18 protein-coding genes are annotated in these 25,531 nt (G+C 69.6%); 14 read left to right on the top strand and 4 right to left on the bottom strand.

The window, feature by feature from the left end; translation table 11 throughout:
- Positions 1 to 64 precede the first annotated feature (64 nt).
- The 5 genes from Amac_RS42265 (at position 65) to Amac_RS42245 (ending at position 6,711) form a co-directional block, all read left to right on the top strand.
- Positions 65 to 1,444, top strand: coding sequence for an ABC transporter substrate-binding protein (locus Amac_RS42265; RefSeq protein ID WP_155360063.1), 1,380 nt, complete (start codon positions 65 to 67; stop codon positions 1,442 to 1,444).
- On the top strand, positions 1,426 to 2,376 hold the full coding sequence (locus tag Amac_RS42260) for a carbohydrate ABC transporter permease (protein WP_218041624.1): 951 nt from the start codon (positions 1,426 to 1,428) through the stop codon (positions 2,374 to 2,376). The genes Amac_RS42265 and Amac_RS42260 overlap by 19 nt, the downstream gene beginning before the upstream one ends.
- Entirely contained in the window at positions 2,373 to 3,188 is an 816-nt protein-coding gene (locus tag Amac_RS42255; RefSeq protein ID WP_155360062.1) for a carbohydrate ABC transporter permease, read from the top strand. The genes Amac_RS42260 and Amac_RS42255 overlap by 4 nt, the downstream gene beginning before the upstream one ends.
- A gap of 114 nt (positions 3,189 to 3,302) precedes the next feature.
- Positions 3,303 to 4,805, top strand: coding sequence for an alpha/beta hydrolase (locus tag Amac_RS42250; RefSeq protein WP_170322939.1), 1,503 nt, complete (start codon positions 3,303 to 3,305; stop codon positions 4,803 to 4,805).
- Between the two features lie 391 nt (positions 4,806 to 5,196).
- Positions 5,197 to 6,711, top strand: a complete 1,515-nt coding sequence (locus Amac_RS42245) for an alpha/beta hydrolase (RefSeq protein WP_246269055.1) — start codon at positions 5,197 to 5,199, stop codon at positions 6,709 to 6,711.
- Here the strand turns inward: Amac_RS42245 and Amac_RS42240 are convergent, their stop codons facing one another.
- Positions 6,712 to 7,722: a LacI family DNA-binding transcriptional regulator gene (locus tag Amac_RS42240; RefSeq protein WP_218041623.1), complete on the bottom strand. Its 1,011-nt coding sequence runs from the start codon at positions 7,720 to 7,722 to the stop codon at positions 6,712 to 6,714.
- A 214-nt stretch (positions 7,723 to 7,936) separates the two neighbouring features.
- Between Amac_RS42240 and Amac_RS42235 the strand changes: the two genes are divergently transcribed.
- The 7 genes from Amac_RS42235 (at position 7,937) to Amac_RS42205 (ending at position 19,455) form a co-directional block, all read left to right on the top strand.
- Positions 7,937 to 9,202, top strand: coding sequence for an ABC transporter substrate-binding protein (locus Amac_RS42235; RefSeq protein WP_155360087.1), 1,266 nt, complete (start codon positions 7,937 to 7,939; stop codon positions 9,200 to 9,202).
- Positions 9,203 to 10,165 carry a carbohydrate ABC transporter permease gene (locus Amac_RS42230; protein ID WP_155360060.1) on the top strand — a complete coding sequence of 321 codons (963 nt, stop codon included), beginning with the start codon at positions 9,203 to 9,205 and terminating at the stop codon, positions 10,163 to 10,165.
- A 13-nt stretch (positions 10,166 to 10,178) separates the two neighbouring features.
- Complete coding sequence (locus Amac_RS42225) at positions 10,179 to 11,012, top strand: carbohydrate ABC transporter permease (protein ID WP_218041621.1); 834 nt, start codon at positions 10,179 to 10,181, stop codon at positions 11,010 to 11,012.
- Between the two features lie 42 nt (positions 11,013 to 11,054).
- Positions 11,055 to 15,203, top strand: coding sequence for a glycoside hydrolase family 38 N-terminal domain-containing protein (locus Amac_RS42220; protein ID WP_218041620.1), 4,149 nt, complete (start codon positions 11,055 to 11,057; stop codon positions 15,201 to 15,203).
- Positions 15,200 to 15,751: a DUF7158 domain-containing protein gene (locus Amac_RS42215; RefSeq protein ID WP_218041619.1), complete on the top strand. Its 552-nt coding sequence runs from the start codon at positions 15,200 to 15,202 to the stop codon at positions 15,749 to 15,751. The genes Amac_RS42220 and Amac_RS42215 overlap by 4 nt, the downstream gene beginning before the upstream one ends.
- A gap of 19 nt (positions 15,752 to 15,770) precedes the next feature.
- Positions 15,771 to 18,539, top strand: coding sequence for a discoidin domain-containing protein (locus tag Amac_RS42210; protein WP_170322938.1), 2,769 nt, complete (start codon positions 15,771 to 15,773; stop codon positions 18,537 to 18,539).
- A 109-nt stretch (positions 18,540 to 18,648) separates the two neighbouring features.
- Complete coding sequence (locus Amac_RS42205; protein ID WP_281356403.1) at positions 18,649 to 19,455, top strand: SAM-dependent methyltransferase; 807 nt, start codon at positions 18,649 to 18,651, stop codon at positions 19,453 to 19,455.
- Positions 19,456 to 19,459: 4 nt separating this feature from the next.
- Here the strand turns inward: Amac_RS42205 and Amac_RS42200 are convergent, their stop codons facing one another.
- On the bottom strand, positions 19,460 to 20,362 hold the full coding sequence (locus Amac_RS42200) for a Sco1979 family transcriptional regulator (RefSeq protein WP_155360058.1): 903 nt from the start codon (positions 20,360 to 20,362) through the stop codon (positions 19,460 to 19,462).
- 242 nt (positions 20,363 to 20,604) lie between these two features.
- On the opposite strand from Amac_RS42200, the gene Amac_RS42195 reads away from it, so the two are divergent.
- Together Amac_RS42195 and Amac_RS42190 are read left to right on the top strand one after the other, a co-directional pair.
- The gene (locus Amac_RS42195) at positions 20,605 to 22,695 is read left to right on the top strand and encodes a hypothetical protein (RefSeq protein ID WP_155360057.1); all 2,091 of its coding nucleotides are present in this window, start codon (positions 20,605 to 20,607) and stop codon (positions 22,693 to 22,695) included.
- Positions 22,696 to 22,710: 15 nt separating this feature from the next.
- On the top strand, positions 22,711 to 23,553 hold the full coding sequence (locus Amac_RS42190) for an SDR family oxidoreductase (RefSeq protein ID WP_155360056.1): 843 nt from the start codon (positions 22,711 to 22,713) through the stop codon (positions 23,551 to 23,553).
- On the opposite strand, the gene Amac_RS42185 is transcribed toward Amac_RS42190, so the two are convergent.
- Positions 23,554 to 24,318 (bottom strand): IclR family transcriptional regulator, encoded by a 765-nt coding sequence (locus Amac_RS42185; RefSeq protein ID WP_155360055.1) that lies wholly within the window; start codon positions 24,316 to 24,318, stop codon positions 23,554 to 23,556.
- On the bottom strand, positions 24,315 to 25,493 hold the full coding sequence (locus tag Amac_RS42180; protein ID WP_170322937.1) for an LLM class flavin-dependent oxidoreductase: 1,179 nt from the start codon (positions 25,491 to 25,493) through the stop codon (positions 24,315 to 24,317). Before Amac_RS42180 ends, Amac_RS42185 begins: the two co-directional genes overlap by 4 nt.
- Positions 25,494 to 25,531: the final 38 nt, after the last annotated feature.

Genomic DNA, 25,531 nt, shown 5'->3' with positions numbered 1-25,531 from the left:
CACGCGTGTAGATTCCAGGGTCAGTCTTAACGATTTGCGTCATCCATCACTCGGAAGGGTCCTGATGACTTATCGAGCGCGAATCCTCACGGTGGCCCTGTGCGGAGTGCTGGCGGCGGCGTGTTCCACCGGCGCGCAGCCTGCCGCGGAAGGGAGCCAGGCGGCGGGGCAGTCCTTACGGATGTGGACGTTCAAGCAGTCCCATGCCGACGCGCTGAACAAGGCGGCGGCGCAGTTCAAGACCGACACGGGGATCAGTGTCGTGGTCGAGGCGGTCACTCCGGACGACGTGTTCAAGGCCAAGGTGCAGAGCGCGGCCCAGACCGGCGACCTGCCCGACGTGCTGGAGGTGCACGCGGGCGGCGAGGACCGGGAGATGGGCGCGTCGGGGCTGCTGTCCGACCTGTCGGCGGACGTCGGCGCGGAGTGGCTGAACCGGCTGCTGCCGACCACCAGGGAGGCCGGTCTGATGAGCCAGGCCGTCATCGACCGGGCCGCGGCCGACTCGCCGTTCAAGCAGGTCAAGGCGGGGACGCTGTTCAGCGTGCCGTTCACGGCCGGCGCGTTCGGCATCGTCTTCGCCAACAAGGAGAAGCTCGCCGCCGCGGGGCTCAGCCCGGACACGCCGCCCAAGACGTGGGAGGAGTTCCTGGCCGCGCTGAAGGCGACCACCGAGAAGGAGCCGGACGCGGGCGGGCTCTCCCTCGGCCTGAAGGTGAGCCAGACCGGCTTCAACTGGGTGTATCAGCCGCTGGCCCACTCCTACCTGGGCCGCGACCGGTTCCAGGCGCTGTTCGCCAAGGGCGCCGCGCAGGGCTTCGGCTCCCCTGACGGCGTCAAGACCCTGGAGCTGTACGGGCAGCTCACGCCGTACTGGATGCCCAGCTCCACCACGCTCAACATCGACGAAGCGGACATCGCGTTCGCGCAGGGCAAGTCGGCCTTCAATGTGGGCGGCACGTTCACGCTCGCGTTCCTCGCTCAGAACGGCATGTCGCCGGACAAGGTGCTCGCCTTCCCGATCCCGCCCTCGGCCGGCGGGCAGCAGAAGGAGATCGCGATGGCGCCGCTGGCGCTGACCTCGCTCGGCGTCACCGCCACCACTGAGAACCGGGAGGCGGCGATCAAGTGGATCGACTTCGCCACCTCGGCCAAGGGTGCCGGGATCGTCGCCTCGGCTTCGCTCGACCTGCCCGCCACCGACCTGGGCACGGACGCGGCGAGCCTGGTCGGCCCCGACCTGGCGGCCCTGCAGAAGTACTTCACCGGCACCCCGGAGAGCACCTACGACGCGGCCGACAACACGTTCTTCCCGCCGGACTACGACCAGGTCAAGCCGGGTGACGCGATGGTCAGGCTGAGCCCGCTGAAGGAGCGCACCCCCGCCCAGGCCGGATCCGAACTCGACGAGATCTTCGGCGCGATGTGGAAATCGTCGGAATGATCACCCAGCACGTGGCCGGGCGGCGCAGGCCGCCCGGCCGGTGGCGGGCCGCCCTGACCGGGTGGGCGTTCGTCTTCCCCGCCGTGGCCCTGTTCGCGGTGATGGGCGTCTACACGATCGGCAGCGGCCTGGCGCTCAGCTTCGCCAAGTGGAACGGCTTCACCCCGAACTGGATCTGGGTCGGTTTCGACAACTACCTCGACCTGCTCTACGCCGATCCGTCGCTGGCTCCCCCGCTACGCAAGGCGGCCTGGAACACAGGACAGGTGATGGTGCTGGTGCCGCTGCTCACCGTCGCCATCTCGCTGCCGCTCGCCGTCGTGCTCAACTCGGTGAAACGGCTGCGGGCGGTCTTACGGTCGGTGTATTTCCTGCCGTACGTCACGAGCGGCATCGCCGTGTATTACGCCTGGCGGTACATCCTGGAGCCCGACGGCGCGATCAACCTGCTGCTGCGCTCGCTGGGACTGGGCACGCTGGCGCAACCCCAAGGGTTCCTGGGCAACCCGTCGACCGCGCTGCCGACGCTGATCGTCGTGCTGGTGTGGTCGAGCGTGCCGATCGCGACCCTGCTCTACCTGACCGGCCTGCAGACCATCGACCCCGCGCTGTTCGAGGCCGCGCGGATCGACGGCGCGGCGCCGCGCCAGCTGCTGCGCCGGATCACCTGGCCGCTGCTGACGCCGCTCACGGCCGGGATCGTGCTGCTGGGGATTCGTGACTCCCTGCACGGCTTCCAGATCTTCCTGATCATGACGGACGGCGGGCCCGGCGGGCATACCGACGTGCTCGGGCTGCAGTCCTACCGGCTGGCGTTCTTCAAAGGGTTGGCCGCCACCCTCGGGGTGTCGAGCGCGCTCGGCTGGCTGCTGTTCGCCGGCGCGCTGCTGCTGACGCTGGCCAACGCGCGACTGCTGAGGAGGGTCCGATGAGAGCCGGCCGGATCGCGGGGTACGCGGTGCTCACGGCCTACGCCGTGATCAGCGTCTACCCGTTCCTGTGGATGGTGTCGGGCGCGGTCAAAACCCGCGAGGAGGTGCTGGAAGGCGGGCATCTCATCCCCCGGCTGCCGACCTGGGAGACCCTGGTCACCACCTGGAACCAGCTGCACTTCGTGGAGTACTTCCGCAACAGCCTGGTGGTGACCGGGCTGACCGTGCTCGGGGTGCTGGTGGTGTACTCGCTGGCGTCGTACGCGTTCGCGGTGCTCGACTTCCCCGGGCGGCGGGCCCTGTTCTGGTTCTTCGTGTCGCTGCTGTTCGTGCCCGGGATCACGATGCTGCTGCCGGTGGTGATCCTGGAGAAGAACCTCGGCATCCTGGGGTCGCACCTCGGGCTGGTGCTGCCGTTCGTGAACGGGACGGCGCCGCTGACCGTGTTGCTGCTCACGGGGGCGTACCGGTCGATTCCGAAGGAGCTGCGGGAGGCGGCGCGGGCGGACGGCGCGCGGGAGGCGCGGATCTTCTGGTCGGTGTATCTGCCGCTGGCGCGGCCCGCGCACATCACGATCGCGGTGCTGACCGCGGTGCCGACCTGGAACGAGTACGTGCTGACCCGGGTGTCGATCAACGACCCGTCGCTCTACACGCTGCCGCTCGGCCTGCAGTCGCTGATCTCCAGCCAGGTGCCGCGCTACAACGAGGTGATGGCGGCCTCGCTGATCATCGTGCTGCCCGTTATCGCCCTGTTCCTGTTCCTTCAGAGGTATTTCGTGAACGGCCTGCTGGGGGCGATCAAGGGCTGATAGCACCTTGCAAGCGGGCGTCTACTCGCAAATGCGGCAATACCGGGGAACCCGAGAACGGCCGCATGAGCAAGGAAGACACCTATGGGACGCGCCGCCCGAACCACAACGACGTTGGCTGTCGCAATCCTGGCCACAGCACTCGTTCTCCCCACCCAGGCAGCGCTGGCCGACGTCCCGCCCACCTACAACGACGGCACGCCGTCCACCGGCGACACCGGCGACCAGCCGGGCCGCGGCGACGAGGAGATGCCACCGGCCCCGCCCGGTCTCGAGGGCTACTACACCCAGCAGCTGATCTGGACCGACTGCCAGAAGGGCGTCCAGTGCGCCCAGCTGACGGTCCCGCTCGACTACGCCAGGCCCGAGGCCGACCAGATCAAGATCGCCGTCCTGCGCCTGCCGTCCACAGGCGAGGGCGAGAAGATCGGATCGCTGCTGACCAACCCCGGCGGCCCCGGCCGGTCCGGAGTGGAGTTCGTCTTCGGAAGCGCCCCGCTGTTCCAGCGGCTCCGGCAGAACTTCGACGTGATCGGCTTCGACCCGCGTGGCGTGAACCTGTCCACGCGCCTCGACTGCCTGACCGACAAGGAGCGCGACGCCGAGATCGCGATGGACATCACCCCCGAGACCAAGGCGGAGATCAGGTTCCTCGAGAACACCGCCCAGCGCTTCGTCCAGGCCTGCCGGACGCGCTCGCCGAAACTGATCGGCCACATCGGCACCATGAACGCCGCCAGGGACATGGACATCCTGCGAGCCGCCCTCGGCGACCCCAAGATGAGCTACCTGGGCTTCTCCTACGGCACCTACCTGGGCACCGTCTACGCCCACCTGTTCCCGACCCGGATCCGCGCGCTGGTCCTGGACGGGGCGATGGACCCGACCAAATCCCAGACCGAGCAGAACACCGGCCAGAGCAACGGATTCGCCGAAGCCTACGCGTCCTTCCTGAAGGACTGCTTCAAGCGGAAGGACTGCCCGTTCAAGGGCCGCGGCACCGACGCCGACCTCCTGAAGGCGGCGAAGCGCACCAACGCGATGTTCCTCAAAGCCGACAAGACTCCGTTCTCCACCACCATCGACGACCGTAAGGTCACCATGAACGTCGCGCTGTGGGGCTGGCGGTCGGCGCTGTACAGCAAGTTCACCTGGCCGCAGCTGCGGGTGGCGCTGACCCAGGCGTTCCGGGGCGACGGCACCGGCCTGATCCAGTTCTCCGACATCTACTTCCAGCGCGCCGCCGACGGCACCTACACCAACGCCGACCCGGCGTTCCGGGCCATCAACTGCCTGGACAACCCGCGCCCGAAGCGGAACAAGTTCGACGAGTGCTCGCTGTGGCCCGCCAAGGTCACGCCGGTCCCCCGGTCCATGCGGGCCAAGGGCGCGCCGCCCATCCTGGTGGTGGGCACGACCCGGGACCCGGCCACGCCGTACCGCGAGGCGGTGGCCCTGGCCAAGCACCTGACCTCCGGCGTGCTGCTCACCAACGACGACGACGGGCACACCGCCTACGGCAACTCCTTCTGCTCCTCCGACGTCATCGACAAGTACCTGATCACCTTGGAGACGCCCAAGAAGGGGTTCGTCTGCAAGCAGGAGGCGCAGGTCTGATCACGTGGCTGCTCGCCCGAACTCCGGGCGAGCAGCCACGCATCCTGTGGTAGATCATTTGGCGCCAGGGTCGTGGCATCTTCCGCATCGGTATACTTGCCGCTGGCTCGCCCAGCGCACATCACCATCGCGGTCCTGACCGCCGTGCCGACCTGGAACGAGTGCGTCCTGACCCGGGTGTCCGTCAACGACCCCGCGTGCTACCGCCCAGGAATCTGATCCCCAGCCAGGTCCCCCGCCACATCGAGGTCATGGCCGCGTCCCGTTCCTCCAGCGCTCCAATGGCCTCATGGGAGCGATCAAGGAATAGCGACCCCAAGAACCCCGCAAGCGCGGGATGCGCCGATTCGGGTTGAGCCTGCTATCCGAATCAACCCCGAAGGACACGGATATGGGACGCGCATCCCGACTTATCACGATGCTGGGCGTGGGCCTGCTCGCCACGCCCTTCGCGTCGCCGGCCCGGGCCAACCAGCCCGCAACCGAGAAGCCCGATCTGGGCAGGTTCTACACCCAACGGCTCAGCTGGACCGGCTGTGGCGACGGTTTCCAGTGCGCGAGGCTGACCGTGCCGCTGAACTACCGCGACGCCGGTGGGGAGACCATCCAGCTTTCGGTGATCCGGCTGCCGGCCGGCGGCGGCAAACGCATCGGCTCCCTGGTCACCAACCCCGGCGGCCCGGGCGGGTCGGGGCTCGAGTTCCTGCGCGGCGGCAAGGGCACCTTCAGCCCGGCCTTGCGGGCCCAGTTCGACCTGGTCAGTTTCGACCCGCGCGGGGTGGGCGAATCGGCGCCGGTGCGCTGCCTGACCGGCCCGGAGCAGGACGCGTACTTCGCCGTGGACGACACCCCCGAGACCAAGGCCGAGGAGCGGGCGCTGGCCACGGCGGACCGCGATTACCTGAAGGCTTGCGCGCGCAACTCCGGCCGCCTGCTGCCGCATGTGGGCACGCTCAACGCGGCCAGGGACATGGACGTGCTGCGGGCCGCGCTCGGCGACGAGCGGATGACCTACCTGGGCTTCTCCTACGGCACCTACCTGGGCGCGGTCTACGCCGACCTGTTCCCCAAGCGGGTCAGGGCGATGACCCTGGACGGCGCGATGGACCCGGCGCTCACCGGCAACGAGGCGGCCGCGGGCCAGGGCAAGGGCTTCGACGTGGCCTACACCGCCTTCGTGACGGACTGCTTCAAGGCCGCGAACTGCCCGTTCAAGGGGCGTACCGTGGCCAAGGCGTTCACCGAGACCAGGAAACTGCTGAAGCGGGCCGACCGCGAAGCGCTCCCCGCCACAACGGACGGCAGGAAGGTGACCGAGCCGGTGGTTCTGACCGGCATCATGTCCGCCCTGTACGACTCCGACAGCTGGCCGGACCTGCGGGTGGCACTGGCCGGGGGATTCGGCGGCGACGGCACGGCACTCCAGGCGCTGGCCGACTCCTACCACGAGCGGGGACCGGACGGAACGTACAGCAACATCGACGACGCGTTCCGCGCGGTCAACTGCGCCGACCGGCCGCGGGGCACGCCGGTCGCCTCCTCCGGAAACGCCGGGAAAGGCGGGAAAGGCGGGAAGCCGGAGCTGTTCGGCGACTACTTCTCCGACGGAGACGACACCGCCGACGAGTGCGCGGAGTGGCCGGCCAAGCCGTCCCCGGTGCCCCAGTCGCTACCGGCCAAGGGCTCGGCGCCCATCCTGGTGGTGGGCACGGTACGCGACTCGGCCACGCCGTACGAGCAGGCCAAGGCGCTGGCGCGGCAGTTCGAGTCCGGGGTGCTGCTCACCTTCGACGGGGACGGGCACACCGCCTTCTTTCAGTCCAGGTGCGTGAACGGCCAGGTCAGCGCGTACCTGCTGACGGGGAAGGCGCCCAGGAACGGGGCCGTCTGCGCGGCGGGCACCTGATCACGGGGGCTGCTCGCCCGAACCCCGGGCGAGCAGTTCCACCGGGACCGTGACCCGGTGGACCGGGCGGTTGTGGTCGGCGATGCGGGCCCTGAGCAGGTCGATGGCGGTGGAGCCGATGGCCTGGTCGTCCTGGGCCACCACGGTCAGGTCCGGCCGTAACAAGGTGGCCAGCTCGGAGTCGTCGAACCCGACGATGGCCACCCTCCTGTCGTCGAAGCTGCGGACCACCTCGACGCTGATCGTGGCGTTGCCCGTGATGATCGCGGTCGCCGGATCGGGGCCCTCCAGCGCGGTGGCCAGGGCGTGCACGATCCTGGCCGGTTCGATCGGGCCGGTGTGGACCATGCCGTCCAAGGCCGCTCCGGCCTCGGCGGCGCAGGCGCGGAACGCGGTGGCACGTTCCTGGGCGGTGAAGATGCGCTCGTCGTCGCCGACGTAGGCGATGCGGCGGTGGCCGTGCGCGGCCAGGTGCGCGTACGCCGCCTGGATGCCGGCCACGTTGTCGGAGATCACGCAGTCCACGTCCAGGCCGAGCACCGGCCGGTCCACGGCGACCAGGCAGAGCCCGGCGGCCAGTTCCGGCAGCAGGTAGCCGTGGTCGGCGCCGATCGGCTCCAGCACGATCCCGTCGAAGCGGCGGCGGCACATCGACTCGACCACCCGGCGTTCCAGCCGTTCGTCGTCCTCGGTGGAGGCGGCCAGCACCATCAGGTCGGCCGCCCTGGCCGCCCGCTCGACGGCGCGCAGCACCGGGTTGACGTGGGAGAGCTGGCGGACGGCCGCGCCGAGCGTGCCGGTCACGCCCAGGCGCAGGTGCCGGGCCCGCTCGTCCGGCCGGTAGTCGAGCGCGGCGATCGCGTCGTGCACCCGTTTGGCCAGCTCGGAGCCGACCGTCGCGTCGTCGTTGACCACCCGCGAGACCGTGCGCAGGGCCACGCCCGCCTCCCGGGCCACGTCGACCATCGTCGGCCGCCGGGTCCTGCCGCGCTTGTTCACCTCACCGTGCATGTGCCCATCATTCTCATGATCGCCGTTCTTGGCCATCCGGGGGATGTGACCAATTCGTTGCCGTCCTCGCTCTTTGAAACCTCGCAGTAACACTCTACCTTTCGGGATAACGTTATCTCACCCCGGCTCCGGGGAGCCGAACTGGAGCAAGGAGGGCTGTGCAGTGCGCAGATCCACTTTTGTGCGCAGATCGATAGCATTAACGGTGACCAGCATGCTGGTGGCCGCGGGTTGCGGAATGGGTACGCAGGAGCCGTCCGGCGCGCCCGCCGCCAGCGGGGCGGCGGCCGAGGTCGAGCTGTCCTTCCTGGTCTTCGAGACGCCCAACCTGAACGCGGCGTTCTGGGACGCCGCCATCGCCCGGGCCACCGCCAAGGTACCGGGGGTGAAGATCAAGAAGCTGGTCACGCCGAACGTGGACCGGACCGCGTACGCCAAGCAGCTCGACGCCGCCGGAAACCTGCCGGACATCCTGCAGTCGGTCAACCCGGCCGGATTCGCCGAGGCGGGCAAGCTCGCTCCGTTCACGCCGGAGGAACTGGCCAACTTCACCGCGCCGGCGGCGGGGGCGATCGACGGCAAGGTGTACCAGTTGCCGTACAACACGCAGGTCATCCCGGTTGTCTACTACAACAAGGACCAGTTCTCCAAAGCGGGTATCACCGCGACGCCCACGACGTACCAGGAGCTTCTAGACGCGTCGGCCAAGCTGAAGAAGGCCGGGTTCACCGCGATGATCGTCAGCGGTGGCGGCGCGGACACCTGGGCGGACATGTATCCGCTGACCGGCACGGTGGCCACCGACGTCTACAAGAAGACGCCGGACTGGCTGGTCCAGCGGCGCACCGGCGCGGTCAAGTTCAGCGACCCCGACTTCGTGAAGGCGGCGGGCAAGATCGCCGATCTGGCCAAGAACGGCTACATCGACAAGGCCGGGCTTAGCCGCTCCTACGCCGACGGCGAGCAGGCCTTCCGGGACGGCAAGGGCGCCATGTATCCGATGGGCTCGTGGTTCGCGACCTCGGCCGACAACAACAAGCCGAGCTTCGAGATCGGCGCGTTCCCGTGGCCGTCCGACGACGGCTCCCCGGTCACCCCGACCTTCACCGGCGGCGGCACCCTGGTCAGCTCCTCGGCGAAGAACGTCGAGCTGGCCAAGAAGTGGGCGCTGGCGTTCGACGAGGACAAGGAGAACAACGACGCCTTCGTCAAGGCCGACGGGTCGATCCCGGCGATCAAGGGCTATGTCCCGCCGACCGACATGGGCCCGGTCTACCAGGCGACCGTCGCGATCTACGACCAGGGCATGAAGGACGGGTCGATCGTCAACGCCTTCTCCCAGGAGGCCGGGGACGCCTCGCTGCCGCCGGGCCTGGCCGACGCCGCGGCGACGGCGGTGCAGGACCTGATCACCGGCAAGAAGACGGCCGAGGAGTTCGCGGCCTACCTCGACGAGCAGTACGCCAAGGCAACCCAGTAGATGGCTGACACCAAGCACGCGGTTCGTGGCGAGCCCGCGCTCGCCACGCCGCCGCGCACATCCCGGGCTCGGCGATCGGCCCGAGCCCGGCTGACGCCGAAGCTGGGGCGCTTCGCCCTGTTCGCCCTGCCCGGTCTGCTGGCGTACGGACTGTTCGTCCTGCTGCCCATCCTGATGACGGGCTACTACAGCTTCACCAACCGCAACCCGTTCAACCCGCCGACCGAGTTCGTCGGGTTCCGGAACTACGTCACGCTCGCGAGCGACCCGGAGTTCCTGCAGGCGCTCGCCAACACAGTGATCATCACGCTCATCGTGACCGTGCTGGCGAACGTGGGCGGGCTGCTGATCGCGATGTTGCTGGACCGGCCGTCCAAGCTCTACCTGGCCCTGCGCGGGGTGTTCTTCACCCCGGTGGTGCTCAGCTCGGTGGTGATCAGCGTCATCTGGCGCTCTGTGCTCACCGACGACGGGCTGCTCAACTCGGCGCTGCGCGGCCTGGGCGTGGCGAACCCGCCCGGCTGGCTGTCGGATCCCGAGCTGGCGCTGTACTCGATCGCGTGGATCATCACCTGGCAGATGCTCGGCTTCTGCGTGGTGGTCTACCTGGCGGGGCTGCAGGGCGTGCCGCGGGAGCTCCAGGAGGCGGCGGCCATCGACGGCGCCGGCGGCCTGGCCCGGTTCAGGAACGTGACCTGGCCGATGCTGGCCCCGGCGCTGACCATCAACACCGTGATGCTGCTGATCACCGGCTTCAAGGCGTACGACCAGATCCAGGTGATCACCAACGGCGGTCCCGGCACCGGGGCGACCGCGACCATGGCCTTCCAGGTCGTGAAGGAGGCCTTCGTCGGCAACCGGATCGGCTACTCCTCGGCGCTGGCCGCGGTGATGCTCGCGCTGGTCGCGGGCGTCTCGGTGGTCGTGCTCCGGGTGCTCCAGCGACGTGAGGTGACGCGATGAGAGAGGTGACTCAGTGATCGACGCGCGCACGCATGCCTGGCTGCGGCCCCTGGTCGCGATCTTCGTGGGCGCGGCGTTCTTCCTGCCGCTCTACCTGATGCTGGTGAACGTCTTCAAACCGGGCGAGGAGATCCTGCCGAGCCCGGCCAGCCTGCCGCTGCCGCCGACGCTGGAGAACATCAGCGGGGTGTTCGCCCGCGAGGACAACCTGTTCACCTTCGGCCTGGTCAACAGCATCGCGGTGACCGCGCTGTCGATCACGATCCTGACCGTGCTGTCGGCCATGCTCGGCCACTACCTGGCCCGCTCGACCCGGCTGTTCGCGAAGGTGCTGCTGGTGACGTTGCTGTGCGGGCTGATGATCCCGATTCCGGTGATCCTGTCCCCGGTGACGTCGGTGCTGAAGGCGTTCGACCTGATGGCGACGTTGCAGGGCCTGGTGCTGGTGAACGTCGGCTACTACGTGCCGTTCGGCGTGCTGCTGTTCATGGGGTTCGTCAAGGGCGTGCCGCGCGAGCTGGAGGAGGCGGCCGAGCTGGACGGCGCGAGCAGGTTCCGGGTGTTCTGGCAGGTCGTCTTCCCGCTGCTGCGCCCGGCCTCGGCCAGTGTGCTGATCTTCCTCGGGGTGTGGATCTGGAACGACTTCCTGACCCCGCTGATCGTGCTGGGCCCGGACAGCGGCACCACGGTGACGGTCGGCGTCTACCGGGCGATCGGCCAGTACGAATCCGACTTCGGCGACCTGTTCGCCTTCATGTTCCTGGCCACCCTCCCGATCCTGATCTTCTACCTCGCCCTGCAGAAGAACTTCGTGAAGGGCCTGACCGGAGGCGCGGTCAAAGGTTAGCCGCGCCTTTCGTCCCGTTCCCTCTCTTTGCAAAGGCTCTCCATGCTGACCATCGACGCCGTCGAGTCCACCGAGCTGTTCGCCGGGCCCGACGACGCCCCGCGCCAGATCCTCCGGGTCCGGACCTCCGCCGACTCCCCGATCGACCTGCGCGTCTCGGGCGACGCCGAGGGACACCTGACCGGCGTCCCCGGCACCGGCCTGCACGAGATCCCGGTGACCACCGGCGCGCCGCCCGGCTCCGTGCTGTCCGTCGTGGTGACGGCCTCCGGCCCCGCCGGTACGGCTACCGCCCCCGGCTCCCTCACCGTCGCCGAACCCGGCTGGACGGTGTTCCTGGTGTCGCACTTCCACTACGACCCCGTGTGGTGGAACACCCAGGCCGGGTACGCGAGCGAGTGGGACGCCCTACCCGACGCCCAGGACGTGCGGATGAGCTTCCAGTTCACCGCGTTCCAGCTGATCGACGCGCATCTGGAGCTGGCCAGGCGGGATCCCGACTACCGGTTCGTGCTGGCCGAGGTGGACTACCTGAAGCCGTACTGGGACGCGTTCCCGGAGAACCGGGAGATCATCGGGAAGCTGGTCGGCGCGGGCCGGTTGGAGATCATGGGTGGCACGTACAACGAGCCGAACACCAACCTGACCGGGGCGGAGACGACGATCCGGAACGCGGTGTACGGGGTCGGGTTCCAGCGGGACATCCTGGGGGGCGCTCCGGCTACGGCGTGGCAGCTGGACTCGTTCGGGCACGATCCGCAGTTCCCCGGGTTGATGGCGGACGCGGGGCTGACCTCCAGCGCGTGGGCGCGGGGGCCGTTCCACCAGTGGGGTCCGACGCTGGAGATGGGGACCTATGACACCCCGCACGGCGACCCGTCGGGGATGCAGTTCCGCAGCGAGTTCGAGTGGATCTCGCCCAGCGGGCGGGGGCTGCTCACGCACTACATGGCGGCGCACTACAGCGCGGGCTGGTCGATGGACTCCGCGCAGACCCTCCCGGACGCGGAGGAGTCGGTCTACGGCCTGTTCCTGCGCATGAAGAAGGTTTCCGCCACCAAGAACGTGCTCGTCCCCGTCGGCACCGACTACAGCCCGCCGAACAAGTGGCTGACCGAGATCCACCGCGACTGGCCCACCCGCTACGCCTGGCCGAAGTTCGTGTGCGCGCTGCCCCGGGACTTCTTCGCGGCGGTGTCGGCGGAGCTGGCCGAGACGGGAGCCCGGCTGTCGCCGCAGAGCCGGGACATGAACCCCATCTACACCGGCAAGGACGTCTCCTACATCGACACCAAGCAGGCGCAGCGGGCGGCCGAGAACGAGCTGCTGGACGCGGAGAAGTTCGCCGCGCTGGCCTGCCTGGCGGGGGACGCCGGCTATCCGGAGGCCGCGCTGGACAAGGCGTGGCGGCAGCTGGTGTACGGCGCGCACCACGACGCGATCACGGGGACCGAGTCGGATCAGGTCTATCTGGATCTGCTGGCGGGGTGGCGGGAGGCGTACGACCTGGCCAGGCAGGTGCACGACGGCGCGATCCGGCACCTGGCGGCCCGGGTGGACAACCGGGCCGGGGGCGAGGGGCATCGGGTGACGGTGTTCAACGCGCTGGCCTGGCCGCGTACGGACGTGGTCCGGGTTAGCGTGCCCGCGCCCTTTCGCGGTCTGACCGACGAGCATGGCGTGCCGGTCCCGGCCGTGGTGGAGGGCGAGGACGGCGAGCGGGCCGAGATCGTGTTCGTGGCGGAGGTGCCTTCGCTGGGCTACCGGACATACGTGCTGGCCGGGTTCCCGCACCCGGTTCCGGCCACGGTCGATCCGACGCGGTGGCGGGACGTGGACCGGGTCACGATCGCCAACGGTCACCATCGGCTGACCGTCGATCCGGCGCGTGGCGGCGCCGTGGTCAGCCTGGTGGACATGGCGACCGGCGATGAGCTGATCACGCCGGGCGAGGCCGGGAACGAGATCGTGGTCTACGAGGAGTATCACGAGCATCCCGTCTTCCGTGAGGGCCCTTGGCATCTGCTGCCCACCGGAGCGTCCGCGGGTTCGGCGTCCGCTCCGGCGCTGTCGGTGCGGGCCGAGCGGTCTCCTCTCGGGGAGCGGATCACCGTCACCGGTGCGCTCGGGACGATCCGGTACACCCAGGTGATCACGCTGTGGCACGGCGTGAACCGGGTGGACTGCGTGACGCACCTGGACGGTTTCGACGGGTCCGACCAGCTGCTGCGGCTGCGCTGGCCGTGCGCGATCCCGGGAGCGAAACCGGTCTCGGAGGTCGGGCACGCGGTGGTGGGACGGCCGTTCGCGCACCCGGACGTGGACGCCGCCCGCCATCCGTGGACGCTGGACAACCCGGCGTACCAGTGGTTCGGGCTGAGCTCGATGGCGCGGGTGTCGGCGGGTGCGGCCTTCGGGGTGGCGGAGATCGTCGTGCCGCGTGAGGAGGACACCGCCGAGCTGGGCCGCGACCTGGCGATCCGGCTGGCGCAGTCGGGGGTCACCGCGACCACGACGCACGCCGAGGGCAACCGTTATGGGCTGCTCTCGTTTGACTCCAACCTGCCGGACGTGCGCATTGTTATCGGCGGGCCGCAGGATAACGTTTTCGCGGCCGAGGTTCTGGCGGATTCGCGCCATCGGGCGGAGCTGGAGCGGCTGCTGGCCGCCGGGGAGCCCGGGGTGTTGTGGATCCCGGCTGCGCGTGGCCCGGCCGAGACGTTCCGGCCGGACGCGGACCTGCGGGCGGCCGGCGACCTGCCGGTGCTGGTGATCGCGGGTCCCGACCTGCGGGCCGCCGTCGCGGCCGTGGTGGCCGACCTGGCCGACTCGGTCATCGAGGTCGCCTGCGCGGTGGATCCGGGCGAACCGGCTGAGAACCGCACGGTGGCCGTGCTCAACCGGGGCATTCCGGGCTTCGCCGTGGACACGGAGGGGCGGTTGCACCTGTCGTTGATGCGTTCGTGCACCGGCTGGCCGTCCGGGGTGTGGATCGACCCGCCGCGGCGGACCGCGCCGGATGGCAGCGGTTTCCAGCTCCAGCACTGGAGCCACTCGTTCGAATACGCGCTGGCCTCTGGGGCGGGCGACTGGCGGGACGCGGGTGTGGTGGCGCGCGCGCACGACTTCAGTCACCCGCTCCGGGCGGTCGTCGAGGAGGCGCACGACGGCCCTCTCCCGGCGACCGCGTCGCTGCTGACCGTCGAACCGGCGGGCGAAGCCGTGCTCGCGGCGTTCAAGGCGGCGGGCAACCCCACCGCGCACGGGCGCGGCCAGGCGGAACCTGGCAGTTTCACGGCACGGCTGTACGAGCCGCACGGCCGGGACGTCTCCTTCCAGCTGAGCTCGCAGGTCCCGTTCGTGACGGCGGCCCTGGCCGACGTGCTGGAGGTGGAGACGGGCGAGGCCAAGACCCGCGACGGCGCCCTGCACGCCGCGCTCGCCCCTAGCCAGATCGCCACCTATGTCCTGCACACTGACACCGATGAGGAGGGTTCCGAGTCTCTCGGGCGCGACGCGGAGCCCGCCCAGCCGGTTTTCTCCCGGTTCTGGCTGCACAACCGGGGCTCGGGGCCGATCGGTTACCAGCCGATGAGCGTGCACGCCCGCCTCGACGGCGGCACCGTGCACGTCACCCTGGCCAGCGACCGCACCGACATCGAGGCCGAGGGCAAACTCCAGGTCGTCCCGCCGCCCGGCTGGGACGCCTCCCCTGCCGATCAGGTGGTACGGCTCGCGCCCGGCGACTGGACCGGCTTCGATGTGACGCTCACCCCGCCGGGGGAACCCGAACCGGGGCCGTGGCCGGTGGCCGTACAGCTGGAGCACGGCGGGCAGGTCCATGAGGATGTGGTCTTCGTCGGCGGGCAGCCCGGCGCGGGGGCGCTGCTGGTGGACGTGGAGCCGATCGAGCTCGCGCCGGGGCAGCGGGCCCGGTGGACGGTCGGGCTGCGGAACACCGCGCGGTTCGACATCCGGGGTGAGGCCCAGGTGATCAGCCCGTGGGGCACCTGGGACCTGGCCGGGCCCGGTGTGCACCCGATCGCGGTGGCCGCCGGCTCCCGGGACCGGTTGACCGTGGACATCGACGTGCCGCTCGGGGCCCGGCCGGGGACCTGGTGGCTGCTGGTCAAGTGCATGTGGTTCGGGCGGGTGTCGTACTCCCCGGCGGTGCCGATGGTGATCCGGTGATCGCCGCCCTGGTCGGCGAGACGCCGATCACCGTCGAGACGGTCGAGCGGCGGGTACGGCGCCTGCGCCAGGGCCCGCGCGGGGAACTCCTGCCCGCCGACGGCACGGCGGAAGGGCGGCAGCTGCGCCGCTGGGTCACCCAGATCCTCATCGCCGAGCAGATCGTGGCCGACGAAGCCGCCAGGCGCGGGATCGTGCCCGGCGGCCCGCCGCTGGAGCTCACCCCGACCGCCCGGCTGGAACTCGGCAGTGTGATGGCGGCCGTCCTGTCCGGCAACCCCCTCGCGCAAGCCCTGTACCGCGCCCTCACCGCCCACCAGCTCATCCCAGAAACCGAAATTTCCCAATATTTCTCGAACAATCAAGATCGGTATCGCGGAATCACGTACGAGCAGGCGGCGCCCGGGATCCGGGCGGACCTGCTGGGCGCGCGGCGGCGCCGTCAATTCGCGCTGTGGGCCGATGCCCGCTGCGCCCGGGCGACCCTTCTGCCCGGATTCGAACACCCCGGGGATATTCGGCACCCGGATCACACCCACCGCCACTGAAGCACTGAAGAGAGGCACCATGAAGCGACGCCGGGGCGGGTTCTTACCCGCCGCCATCGCCTCCGCACTTCTCGCCACCCTGCTGGCCGCCGAGCCAGCCGCAGCCGCCACCCCGACCCCGGATCAGCAGTGGACCGCGGTCCAGCAGCTGGTTGGCGCCGTCAAGGGCCGCTGGACCAGCCAGAACTACGCCGGTTTCGTCAGCCGCACGATGCCGGAGACCGCGCTGGCCGGCAACGGCGACATCGCCATCACCTCCGGCGGCGGCGAGGGCTTCAAGACCTTCGCCGTCTCCAAGGGCAACTTCTGGACCGTCAACGGCGGCAACTCCCTCGTCGCCCTCGGCACGGTGAAGGTGACCCCCGTCGGCGGCGGCACCGGATCCGCCAACCTGGCGCTCGGCGCGACCGCCACCGCCTCCAGCACGCACCCGGCCTTCCCGGCCAGCCGCGCGGTGAGCGGCCAGTGGGGCGCCGGCTACGAGGGCTGGGTCTCCGACATCGGCAAGCCGCAGACGCTCACCCTCGACCTGGGCACCGCCAAGACCTTCACCCGCTACGTGCTCCGGCACGACGCGGCGGCCCGCCCGGCCGAGACCGCCAACAACACCAAGAACTGGACGCTGGCCACCAGCACCAACGGCAGCACCTGGAACACGGTCGACACCGTCACCAACAACACGGCGAACGTCACCGACCGCACGCTGCCGTCGACCACGGTCCGCTACCTGCGCCTCAACATCACCGAGCCCACCCAGGGCACCACGCAGGACTCGATCAACAACCCGCGCGCCAGGATCGGCCAGTTCGAGCTCTACAACGGCAGCGGCACGAACCCGCCGCCCGGGCCGTTCCTGGAGGAGCAGAACATCCTCAAGGGTGACATCGACACCTCAATGAGCATCGGCGGCGTGCCCGTCTCGATGCGCACCTGGACGGCGGCCGACGACAACCTGATGGTGACCAGGATCCAGTCCACGGGCACTTCCACCGTCCGGCTCCAGGTCGAGACCGCCACCGGCACCCCGGACGCCCGAAGCGGCTTCACCAGCACCTCCGGCGTCTCCGGCAACACCGTCTGGGCGACCAGGCAGACCGCGGGCGGCTCGAACCCGGTCTCCCGGGCCTCGATGGCCACCCGGGTCGTCGGCGGCACCCAGATCGGCGCCCCGACCGCGAGCGGCGCGGCCGGGCGGATCGTCTTCGACCTGCCCGCAGGCCAGACCGCGCATATCGTCACCGGCGTCGCGGGCGGCGGCATGAACCCGGCCGACCCGGCCCCGGCCGCGCGCGGGCTGGCCGACGCCCAGAACTCCGGGTCCCTGGACGGCCTCTACAACGCGCACGTCGAATGGTGGAAGCAGTACTGGCTCAAGTCCTACGCGGACCTGGACGACGACCTGCTCGAACGTTTCTACTACGGCTCGCTTTACCTGCTCGGCTCCTCGCTGCGCCAGGGCAAGACGGCCTCCGGCCTGTACGGCATCTGGGCCACCACCGACTGGCCGCAGTGGGGCGGCGACATGCACCTCAACTACAACTGGCAGGCCAACTACTACGGCGTCTACTCCAGCAACCGCGCCGACCTGGCACTCCCCTTCTACGACCTGGTCACCACCTTCCTGCCCGAGGCCAGGCGCAAGTCGGTCCAGGAACTCAACCGGGTCAAAGCCGACTACGTCGCCGCGCGTTTCCCCAACGGCATCGCGGGCGGCGTGCTCTTCCCGGTCGGCATCACCCCGTTCACCTTCACCTCGGACGGCTCCTACCACCAGCAGGTGGCGAACTCCCTGTTCACCGCCACCCAGTACGTCTCGTACTACGAGTACACCCAGGACCGAAATTTCCTGACTTCCAAGGCGTATCCCTTCCTGAAGGAGATCGCGACCTTCTTCAAGGCGTGGCTGGAGTTCGACTCGGCCAGCGGCAGGTACCGGCTCTGGGCCGGGCCGCACGAGGGCACCTGGGGCCGTAACTCCAGCCCCGACCTGGGCATGCTCCGCCAGGTGCTCACCTTCCTGGTCAACGCCAGCGTCGAGCTGAACGTGGACGCCGCCGACCGCACCACCTGGCAGAACATCATCAACGCGCTGCCGCCCATCCCGCGCACCACCCAGAACGGCCAGACCGTGTACGCCCTGGCCGACCCCGGCACGATGACCGGCGGCGACACCCGGGTCTTCCGCCCGGGCGACAACACCGTCAACCTCGAGTTCATCCACCCGGGCGAGGTGCTCGGCCTCAGCAGCCCGGCCGCCGACCGGCAGGTGGCGATCACCAGCCTGGACCAGATGAACTCCTGGGGCCAGGAGAACAGCTTCCCGAAGGTCTTCACCCAGGCCGCCAGGGTCGGCTACCCGGCCCAGAGCCTGATCGACAAGCTCAAGGGCCAGCTGACCACCAAGCTCATGCAGAACGGCCGGGTGTACGACGGCAACCACGGCCTGGAGAAGGCGGGCGCGATCGAGGCCGTCAACAGCATGCTGCTGCAGACCGACGGCGGCGTCATGCGGGTGTTCCCGGTCTGGCCGTCCGGAAAGAACGGCTCGTTCGTGAAGCTGCGGGCCAAGAACGCGTTCGTGGTGTCCAGCGCCCGCTCCGGCGGGCAGGTCGGCTACGTGGACATCACCAGCGGGACGGGCAAGCAGGTCCGGCTGGCCAACCCGTGGCCCGGCAGGACCGTCCTGGTCACCCGCGTCGGCACCGGCACGGTGAGCCACACCGTGGCCAATGATGTGATCACCTTCCCGACCGTGGCGGGGGCGACGTACAGCGTCACCGTCGTCTGACCGGAGAAACGGGCACCCGGCTGGGTGCCCGTTTTTCCCGGCATGTCGCGGCTCGCGGCCACTAAGTTTGTCGCTACCGACAGATGCGACAACGTAGGAGAAGTCTCGCGTGGCTGACGAATTAGAGTTCGATCCCCAGATCGACACTTCGGTGCCGCATTCGGCTCGAATGTGGAATTACTGGCTGGGCGGGAAGGACCACTACCCGGTGGACCGCGAGGCCGGTGACCAGTTCCGGGAGGCGTTCCCCGACATCGTGGCCATCGCCCGGCTCTCCCGGCACCTGCTGGCGCGCATGGTGGGCTACCTGGCCGGCGAGGCCGGGGTCCGGCAGTTCCTGGACATCGGGACCGGGCTGCCGACCGTCGACAACACCCACACGCTCGCGCAGCGGGTGGATCCGACGGCGCGCGTGGTCTACGTGGACAACGACCCGCTGGTGCTCGCGCACGCCCGGGCCCTGCTGGTGGGCACCCCCGAAGGCGCCACTCACTACATCGACGCCGACCTGCGCGACCCCGACCGGATCCTCGAAGCCGCCGCGGGCACGCTCGACTTCGACCAGCCGGTGGCGCTCATGCTGATGGGCATCCTCGGCTACGTGCAGGAGAGCGAGGATCCCTACGGCATCGTCAAGCGCCTGCTCGACCCGCTCCCCCGGGGCAGCTACCTGGCCATGTGGGACGGTTCCAACGTGGTCACCGGACCGGCGCTCGACGAGGCCCAGGAGAATCTCAACGCGAGCGCGGCCATGCCGCCGTACACGCTGCGCGACCGGGAGCAGATGGCGGGCTTCTTCCACGGCCTGGAACTGGTGGACCCGGGCATCGTGTCGATCACGCTGTGGCGGCCCGACCCCGACCCCTTCGGCCCGCCGGCCGAGGTCGACGGGCTCTGCGGGGTCGGGCGAAAGTAAAGTCTCAGTCCTCCGCCATGATCCGTTCGATCATCTCGACGGAGTCGTCCGGAGGCAGGGCGCGCACCCCGAGCTGGTTCATGAAGTGCCAGTACGGCGCCAGCTCCGCGGCCTTGGTGACGTAGATCGCGTGGGCGAGCTGTTCGAGATAGACGACGTCGTCCAGCTCGTCCTCCGCGAACCTGAGCAGGGTGACCGGGCCGCCGCCCAGCGGGTGACCGGCCGAGAACGGCATCACCTGGAGGGTGACCCGCGGCCGCCTGGCCATCGTGGTCAGGTGCTTGAGCTGGCCGCGCATGGTGGCGGGGTCGCCGATCTGGCGGCGCAGGGCGCCCTCGTCCACGATCATCCAGAGCCGGGGCGGGTCGTGCCGCTCCAGGATCTCCTGGCGGCGCATGCGCAGGGTGACCCGGCGCTCGACCTGGGCCGTGGGGAGGTCGGGGTGGCCGAGCCTGATGACCGACGTGGCGTACTGCTCGGTCTGCAGCAGGCCGGGCACGAACTGCACGTCGTAGCCGCGGATCACGGACGCGCCCTGCTCCAGGCCGAGGAAGGGCTCGAACCATTCGGGCGTGACATCCTTGAACTCGTCCCACCAGCCGGGCTCGTTGCTCTGTTCGGCCAGGGCGAGGAGGGCGGAGCGCTCGGCCTCGTCGCGGATGCCGTACAGGGAGAGCAGGTCGGCGATGTCGCGGAGCTTGAAGCTGCTGCGACCCAGCTCGAGGCGGCTGATCTTGGAGTGCGAGCCGCGGATGGCGTAGCCCGCCTTCTCCCGGGAGATGCCTCTGGCCTCGCGCAATCGGCGCAGGTGCGCGCCGACCAGGATACGCAATATGGTCGGACCGGCCTGCTGGTTGGCTAAGCCGGATACGTCGGGCAGATCGGTTCCAGCCCGATCAACGCGCATATTCGCTCCAAAGCAGCAATTTCACCAGATTTCTGGCCTTCCCTGAGTGTCGCACGAGACCCACCCGATTTCCCACCTGCCCTGCCCCCCTGCTGGAGCTCCCACTGATCGTTACGTCAAGTTCACCAGAATACTCGGGTACGGCGGACGCACTCTACGGAGACTGTGACCACCCGCGACCGGCGCGGACACTGAGGCACCAGGTTCTTTCAAGATCGGGGCTGAGCAGGAAGTGGCACGCGATGAAGGTCGAATTACGCATCCACGGCGTCGCGGGGGCCTCCCCCGGGTCTGTCCTTTATCCCGGCTCCGATAAGCCCGGCAAGCTCCTCGAAGACGGCGTCTCCGGCGGCGTCGGCTTCTACCGCCCCGACCCGCAGCCCACCCCCGGCTGGATCCGCCAGGCCTACGTCTGGGGCGGCCTCACCTCCGGCTCCAGAACCCGCGCCCTCTGGCTACTGCTCCTCCCCTTCGCCCTGGTCAACATCGCCTTCTTCATGACCCCCCACCGCATCATCGACGGCAGGGAACGCAGCAAGCCCCTCCGCAAAACCATCGACTCCCTGCAACGCCTCTTCGCCCTCTCCCTGACCGCCACCGCCCTGTTCGGCTTCACCGGCGTCTACCTCAACATCCTCGCCTGGCAATCCTCCCTCACCCCCTTCGGCGGCCCCCTCTCCTGGATAGGCACCCTCAACGCCAACGACATCTCCCTCCGCCTGTCCCTCTCCTCCCTCATCCCCGCCCTGGCCCTCTCCCTCATGTGGCTCCTCAGCAGCCGCACCTGGAAACACACCGACCAAATCCCCGTCCCCCAAGGCGCCCCTCCCTCCGACGGCCCCCTCCTCACCCGCCGCCGCATGTGGAACGGCGGCCCCCCAGTCGGCCGCCTCCGCTCCCTCCACGTCGGCTTCGGCTTCACCTTGATCGCCACCACCCTGACCCTCGCCGACCCCCACCCCTGGCTCCTGACCGCAGAAGCCATCATCGGAGCCGCCATCGTCCTGACCGTCGCTTTACCCCAGGCGGCAACCCGAAAGGACCCGGAGGCCGAGCGCGAGCGCCTCCTAACTGCTTTTTGTACGAGCCTCCGCTGGGCCGGACTGCTCGTTTATGTGGCCGCCCTGCTCATCCCCCTCTCCGGACCCGGCAAGCAAGCGACCCCTGGAGCGCTCCCGGGCTTCGATCCCATGGTGGAGAGCGTTTTCTGGACGCAGATCGTGTTGATGGTCGTGGTCGCGATCGGTGTGGCGATACTCGCCCGGGGTCATGAGGACACCTCGGGGGACAAGCGCTACGGGCGCGCGCTGATGGGGCTCGCGGCGCCGGCCACCATGCTCATCGCCTGGACCTACACGGCGGCGCTGGCGATCGGCGCGGCGTTCATCGTCGCTGAAATGGTGGGAACCCCTGCGTTCTCGCGATTCCAGGTCCCGGAGGCGATCGTGCTCCCGGAGTCGTTCGCGTGGGCGCTCTACGCGGTCCCGATCGCGGTTCTCATGCTCATCGCCCTCGCGCTATGGCTCTGGCTGACCTACCGCCGAACCGCCCGCAACACAAACGACTTGATCTCCTCCCACTACCCGCAACCCGAACACGAACGCGTGAGCAAAGCCTGGGCCGCCGCGGCGCTCACCGACAGGGCGCAGGCGGTGTTCGCCACCATCGCGTTGACCGCGATCGGCACCCTCATCCTGGTCGGCGTGATCCTCACCACCCAGATGACCACGAAACCCTCGCCTCCCCTGGTCCTGGCCGGAGCGATCATCCTGATCGTGTTCGTGGTCGCCCTGATGGTGGTCGGATACGCGGCCTACCGCCTGCCCAGCCTGCGCCGCACGGTCGGCGTGCTCTGGGACATCAGCACGTTCTGGCCCCGCGCTACCCACCCCTTCGCACCCCCCTGCTACAGCGAACGCGTGGTCCCCGAACTCATCACCCGCGTCAACCACCTCATCGCCGACGGCAACATCGTGGTCCTCTCCGGCCACAGCCAGGGCAGCGTGATCGCCGCCGCCGTCGTGCTCCAGCTGGACCCCGCCGCCCGCCCGTCCACCCGCCTGCTCACCCACGGCTCCCCCCTGCGCCGCCTGTACGCCCGCTACTTCCCCACGTACTTCGACATGACCACCCTGCGCGAAGTCCAGCACGCCACCCCCTGGAACAACCTCTACCGCAACTCCGACCCCATCGGCGGCCCCGTCACCACCGACATCGACCAGGCCGTCTGGGACCCCGTCTCCCCGCCCCCGGACTCCCCCATCCGCGGCCACATCGACTACTACGTGGACGACGACTACCGCACCGCGCTGAACTCGCTCACCACCCCCTGATGCCATGATGACCTCATGGGGCTGATCGTCGTCACCGGATCCACCGGCCGGCTGGGCGGCCGGGTGGCCCGCCGCCTGGCCGCCGCCGGAGTGCCGCAACGCCTGCTCGTCCGCGACCAGGCCAGAGCGCCACACCTGCCCGGCGCCACGGTGGCCACCGCGGAATACAGCGACCACACCGCCTGCCGGACCGCGATGACCGGCGCGGACACGGTCCTGATGGTCTCCGCCGCCGAGGACGCCGGCCGCCTGGCCCAGCATCGCACCTTCGTGGACGCCGCCGCCGAGGCCGGCATCGGCCACCTCGTCTACATCTCCTTCTACGGCGCGGGCCCCACGTCCACGTTCACCCTGGCCCGCGACCACTGGGCCACCGAGGAACACATCAAGACCACCGGCCTCCCCCACACCTTCCTCCGCGACAACCTCTACGCCGACTTCGTCCCCATGATGGTCGGCGCGGACGGCGTGATCCGCGGCCCCGCCGGAACCGGCCGCGCCTCCGTGGTCGCCCAGGACGACATCGCCGACGTGACCACGGCCGTACTCCGCGATCCGGCCCCGCACACCGGCCTCACCCACGACCTGACCGGCCCCGAAGCCCTCACCCTCGCGGACATGTGCGAGATCATCACCGAGGTCACCGGCGACCCCGTCCGCTACCAGCAGGAAACGATCGAGGAAGCCTACGCGTCGCGTTCCTCCTACAACGCCCCCGGCTGGCTGGTGGACGCCTGGGTGTCCACCTACACCGCCCTCGCGAATGGCGAGATGGACGGGGTCAGCAGCGCCGTACCCGACATCACCGGGCATCCGGCGACGCCGCTGGCCGAGGTGCTCCGCCGGAGCGCCGCCTGATCACGCGGTCAGCGCGAACCCCAGATCCCGCGTCTCGGCCGCGAGCGTGTTCAGGATGCGCGCCCGTTGCCGCCCCGACAGCTCACCCCGCACGACCACGCCCATGGCCAGCAACTCCCCGCCCACGCACCGCTCCAGCGGCACGAAAGCACACCAGAACCCCGCGATCACCTCGTCCTGCTCGATGTACACCCGCCGCTTCGAACCCTCCCTGATCGTGTCCCGCAGCCCCTGCCAGTCGCTGGTGGTGCGCGGGGTCAGCCGCGGGTACGGCTCCGGCGGCAGCAGCTGCACCTGGTTCGCGGGCGACAGCCGGCTCAGCAGCGCCCGCCCGCTGGCCGTCGCCCACAGCGGGTAGGTCGAGGTGAAACCGGCCGTCAGCCCGTGCCGGTCCCCGTCCCGGCCCGGCAGATACGCGATCGGCACGTCCTGGCTCCCGAGCAGCTGGCTGAGGAGCACGATCTCACCGGTGGCCCGGCTCACCCGGGCCATCGGCGCCGCCGCCGCGTTCCGCAGCCGGGAGATCCAGTGCGTCGCCATCGGCAGCGACCTGGGCCCGACCGTGAACCGCCGATCCGGCGTACGGCTGGCGTATCCCGACTCGACCAGGGTGGCCAGCATGCGGGACGCCGTACCCTGATCGACTTCCAGATGTTCGGCCACGTCGACGACCCGCACGGTGTTCGGGGCCGCGGCCACGAGCAGATCCAGGGCGGCGAGGCCGCGCCGCACCGATCGGATGTGGCCGTCGAACGACGGGCTCACACCGGCACGCCGGCGATCACGTGCTCGCCGAACAGCTGGATGGTGTCCAGCATCCGGGCGTGCTCGGTCGCGCCGGCGGCCGCCATGAACACGAAGTGCTGGACGCCCAGCTCGTCGCGGAGTCGCTCCACCTGCTCACCCACCTCGTCCGGGGTGCCCACCAGCATGGCTCCGGCCGCCGCCATCTGCTCCAGCGTGCGCGGCACCGGGCCTTCCTGGCCGGGCAGCCGCCAGGCCTCGAAGAACCCGAACCCGCCGAGCCAGTCGGCCGTGATCGACATACCCTGCCGGGCGGTCTCCCACGCCTCCTCGTGCGTCCTGCCCACCGCGATCCCCCGGCAGATCGCCACTCCCTCGCCGGGCAGGGTGGGGCGGCCGTATCCGGTGGCGAGGTCGGCGTACCCCTGGACGATGCCGCGCAGCATTTCTTGGTCGGTGGCGATGGTGACGACAGTGCTGCCTACTTTGGCCGCCCAGTCCAGCGTGGCCGCGCTCTGGGTGAGCGTGGTGAACAGCGGCGGATGCGGGGTCTGCAGCGGCTTGGGCACCACCGCGATCTGCCTGATCTCGCCGTCCTCGACCCCGGCGCCGAGCCGGGCCGAGACGGGGTGCGGCCACTCCAGGCCGGGCACCGGGATCTCGATGAACTCCCCCTGGTACGACCACAGGTCCTCGGTCCAGGCGCGGCGCAGCACCTCGAACCACTCCTCGAAGACCCTGCGGTTGCGGGCCTCGACCTCGGCCTTGCCGCTGCCGGCCACGTTGGCGCCGTAGTGCTGGCCGAGCACGCCGACCGAGCGGTTCTGGTAGCCGCGGCTCAGCCCGATGTCCAGCCGTCCGCCGGTCATGTGGTCCGCCAGCGCGATGTCCTCGGCCAGGCGGAGCGGGTTCCAGTTGGGCAGGACCAGGCCCATCTGACCGTGGCGGAGCCGGGTCGTGTGCTGGGCCAGGTAGACGTTGAGCAGCAGCGGGTTCGGGGTGACCTGGTAGCCCTCCACCTCGAAGTGGTGCTCGGCGAGCATGAGCGAGGTCCAGCCGGACTCGTCGGCGCAGATCGCCTGCTCGCGGAGTTCGTTGATCGTGGTCTGGTAACGCTGCCGATCCAGGCCGAGCAGGCCGGTCCCGAGCTCCGCGGCGCCGGCCACGGCGACTGGATAGAACAGGGAGAACCTCATGAAAAGATCGTCAGATACCGCCATATTTGCAAGCAATG

It is taken from the genome of Acrocarpospora macrocephala (assembly GCF_009687865.1).
Lineage (GTDB): Bacteria > Actinomycetota > Actinomycetes > Streptosporangiales > Streptosporangiaceae > Acrocarpospora > Acrocarpospora macrocephala.
Note: the sequence above shows the minus strand (reverse complement) of the source record. Positions and strands in the feature narration are given on the sequence as shown.

What these genes read in the sequence shown, in the direction of transcription:
- Amac_RS42245 (WP_246269055.1), top strand. Translation starts at nt 5,197, where the DNA reads ATGGGACGCGCATCCCGACTTATCACGATGCTGGGCGTGGGCCTGCTC.
- Amac_RS42200 (WP_155360058.1), bottom strand. Translation starts at nt 20,362, where the DNA reads ATGCGCGTTGATCGGGCTGGAACCGATCTGCCCGACGTATCCGGCTTA.
- Amac_RS42240 (WP_218041623.1), bottom strand. Translation starts at nt 7,722, where the DNA reads ATGCACGGTGAGGTGAACAAGCGCGGCAGGACCCGGCGGCCGACGATG.
- Amac_RS42230 (WP_155360060.1), top strand. Translation starts at nt 9,203, where the DNA reads ATGGCTGACACCAAGCACGCGGTTCGTGGCGAGCCCGCGCTCGCCACG.
- Amac_RS42265 (WP_155360063.1), top strand. Translation starts at nt 65, where the DNA reads ATGACTTATCGAGCGCGAATCCTCACGGTGGCCCTGTGCGGAGTGCTG.
- Amac_RS42190 (WP_155360056.1), top strand. Translation starts at nt 22,711, where the DNA reads ATGGGGCTGATCGTCGTCACCGGATCCACCGGCCGGCTGGGCGGCCGG.
- Amac_RS42220 (WP_218041620.1), top strand. Translation starts at nt 11,055, where the DNA reads ATGCTGACCATCGACGCCGTCGAGTCCACCGAGCTGTTCGCCGGGCCC.
- Amac_RS42210 (WP_170322938.1), top strand. Translation starts at nt 15,771, where the DNA reads ATGAAGCGACGCCGGGGCGGGTTCTTACCCGCCGCCATCGCCTCCGCA.
- Amac_RS42180 (WP_170322937.1), bottom strand. Translation starts at nt 25,493, where the DNA reads ATGAGGTTCTCCCTGTTCTATCCAGTCGCCGTGGCCGGCGCCGCGGAG.
- Amac_RS42235 (WP_155360087.1), top strand. Translation starts at nt 7,937, where the DNA reads ATGCTGGTGGCCGCGGGTTGCGGAATGGGTACGCAGGAGCCGTCCGGC.
- Amac_RS42255 (WP_155360062.1), top strand. Translation starts at nt 2,373, where the DNA reads ATGAGAGCCGGCCGGATCGCGGGGTACGCGGTGCTCACGGCCTACGCC.
- Amac_RS42195 (WP_155360057.1), top strand. Translation starts at nt 20,605, where the DNA reads ATGAAGGTCGAATTACGCATCCACGGCGTCGCGGGGGCCTCCCCCGGG.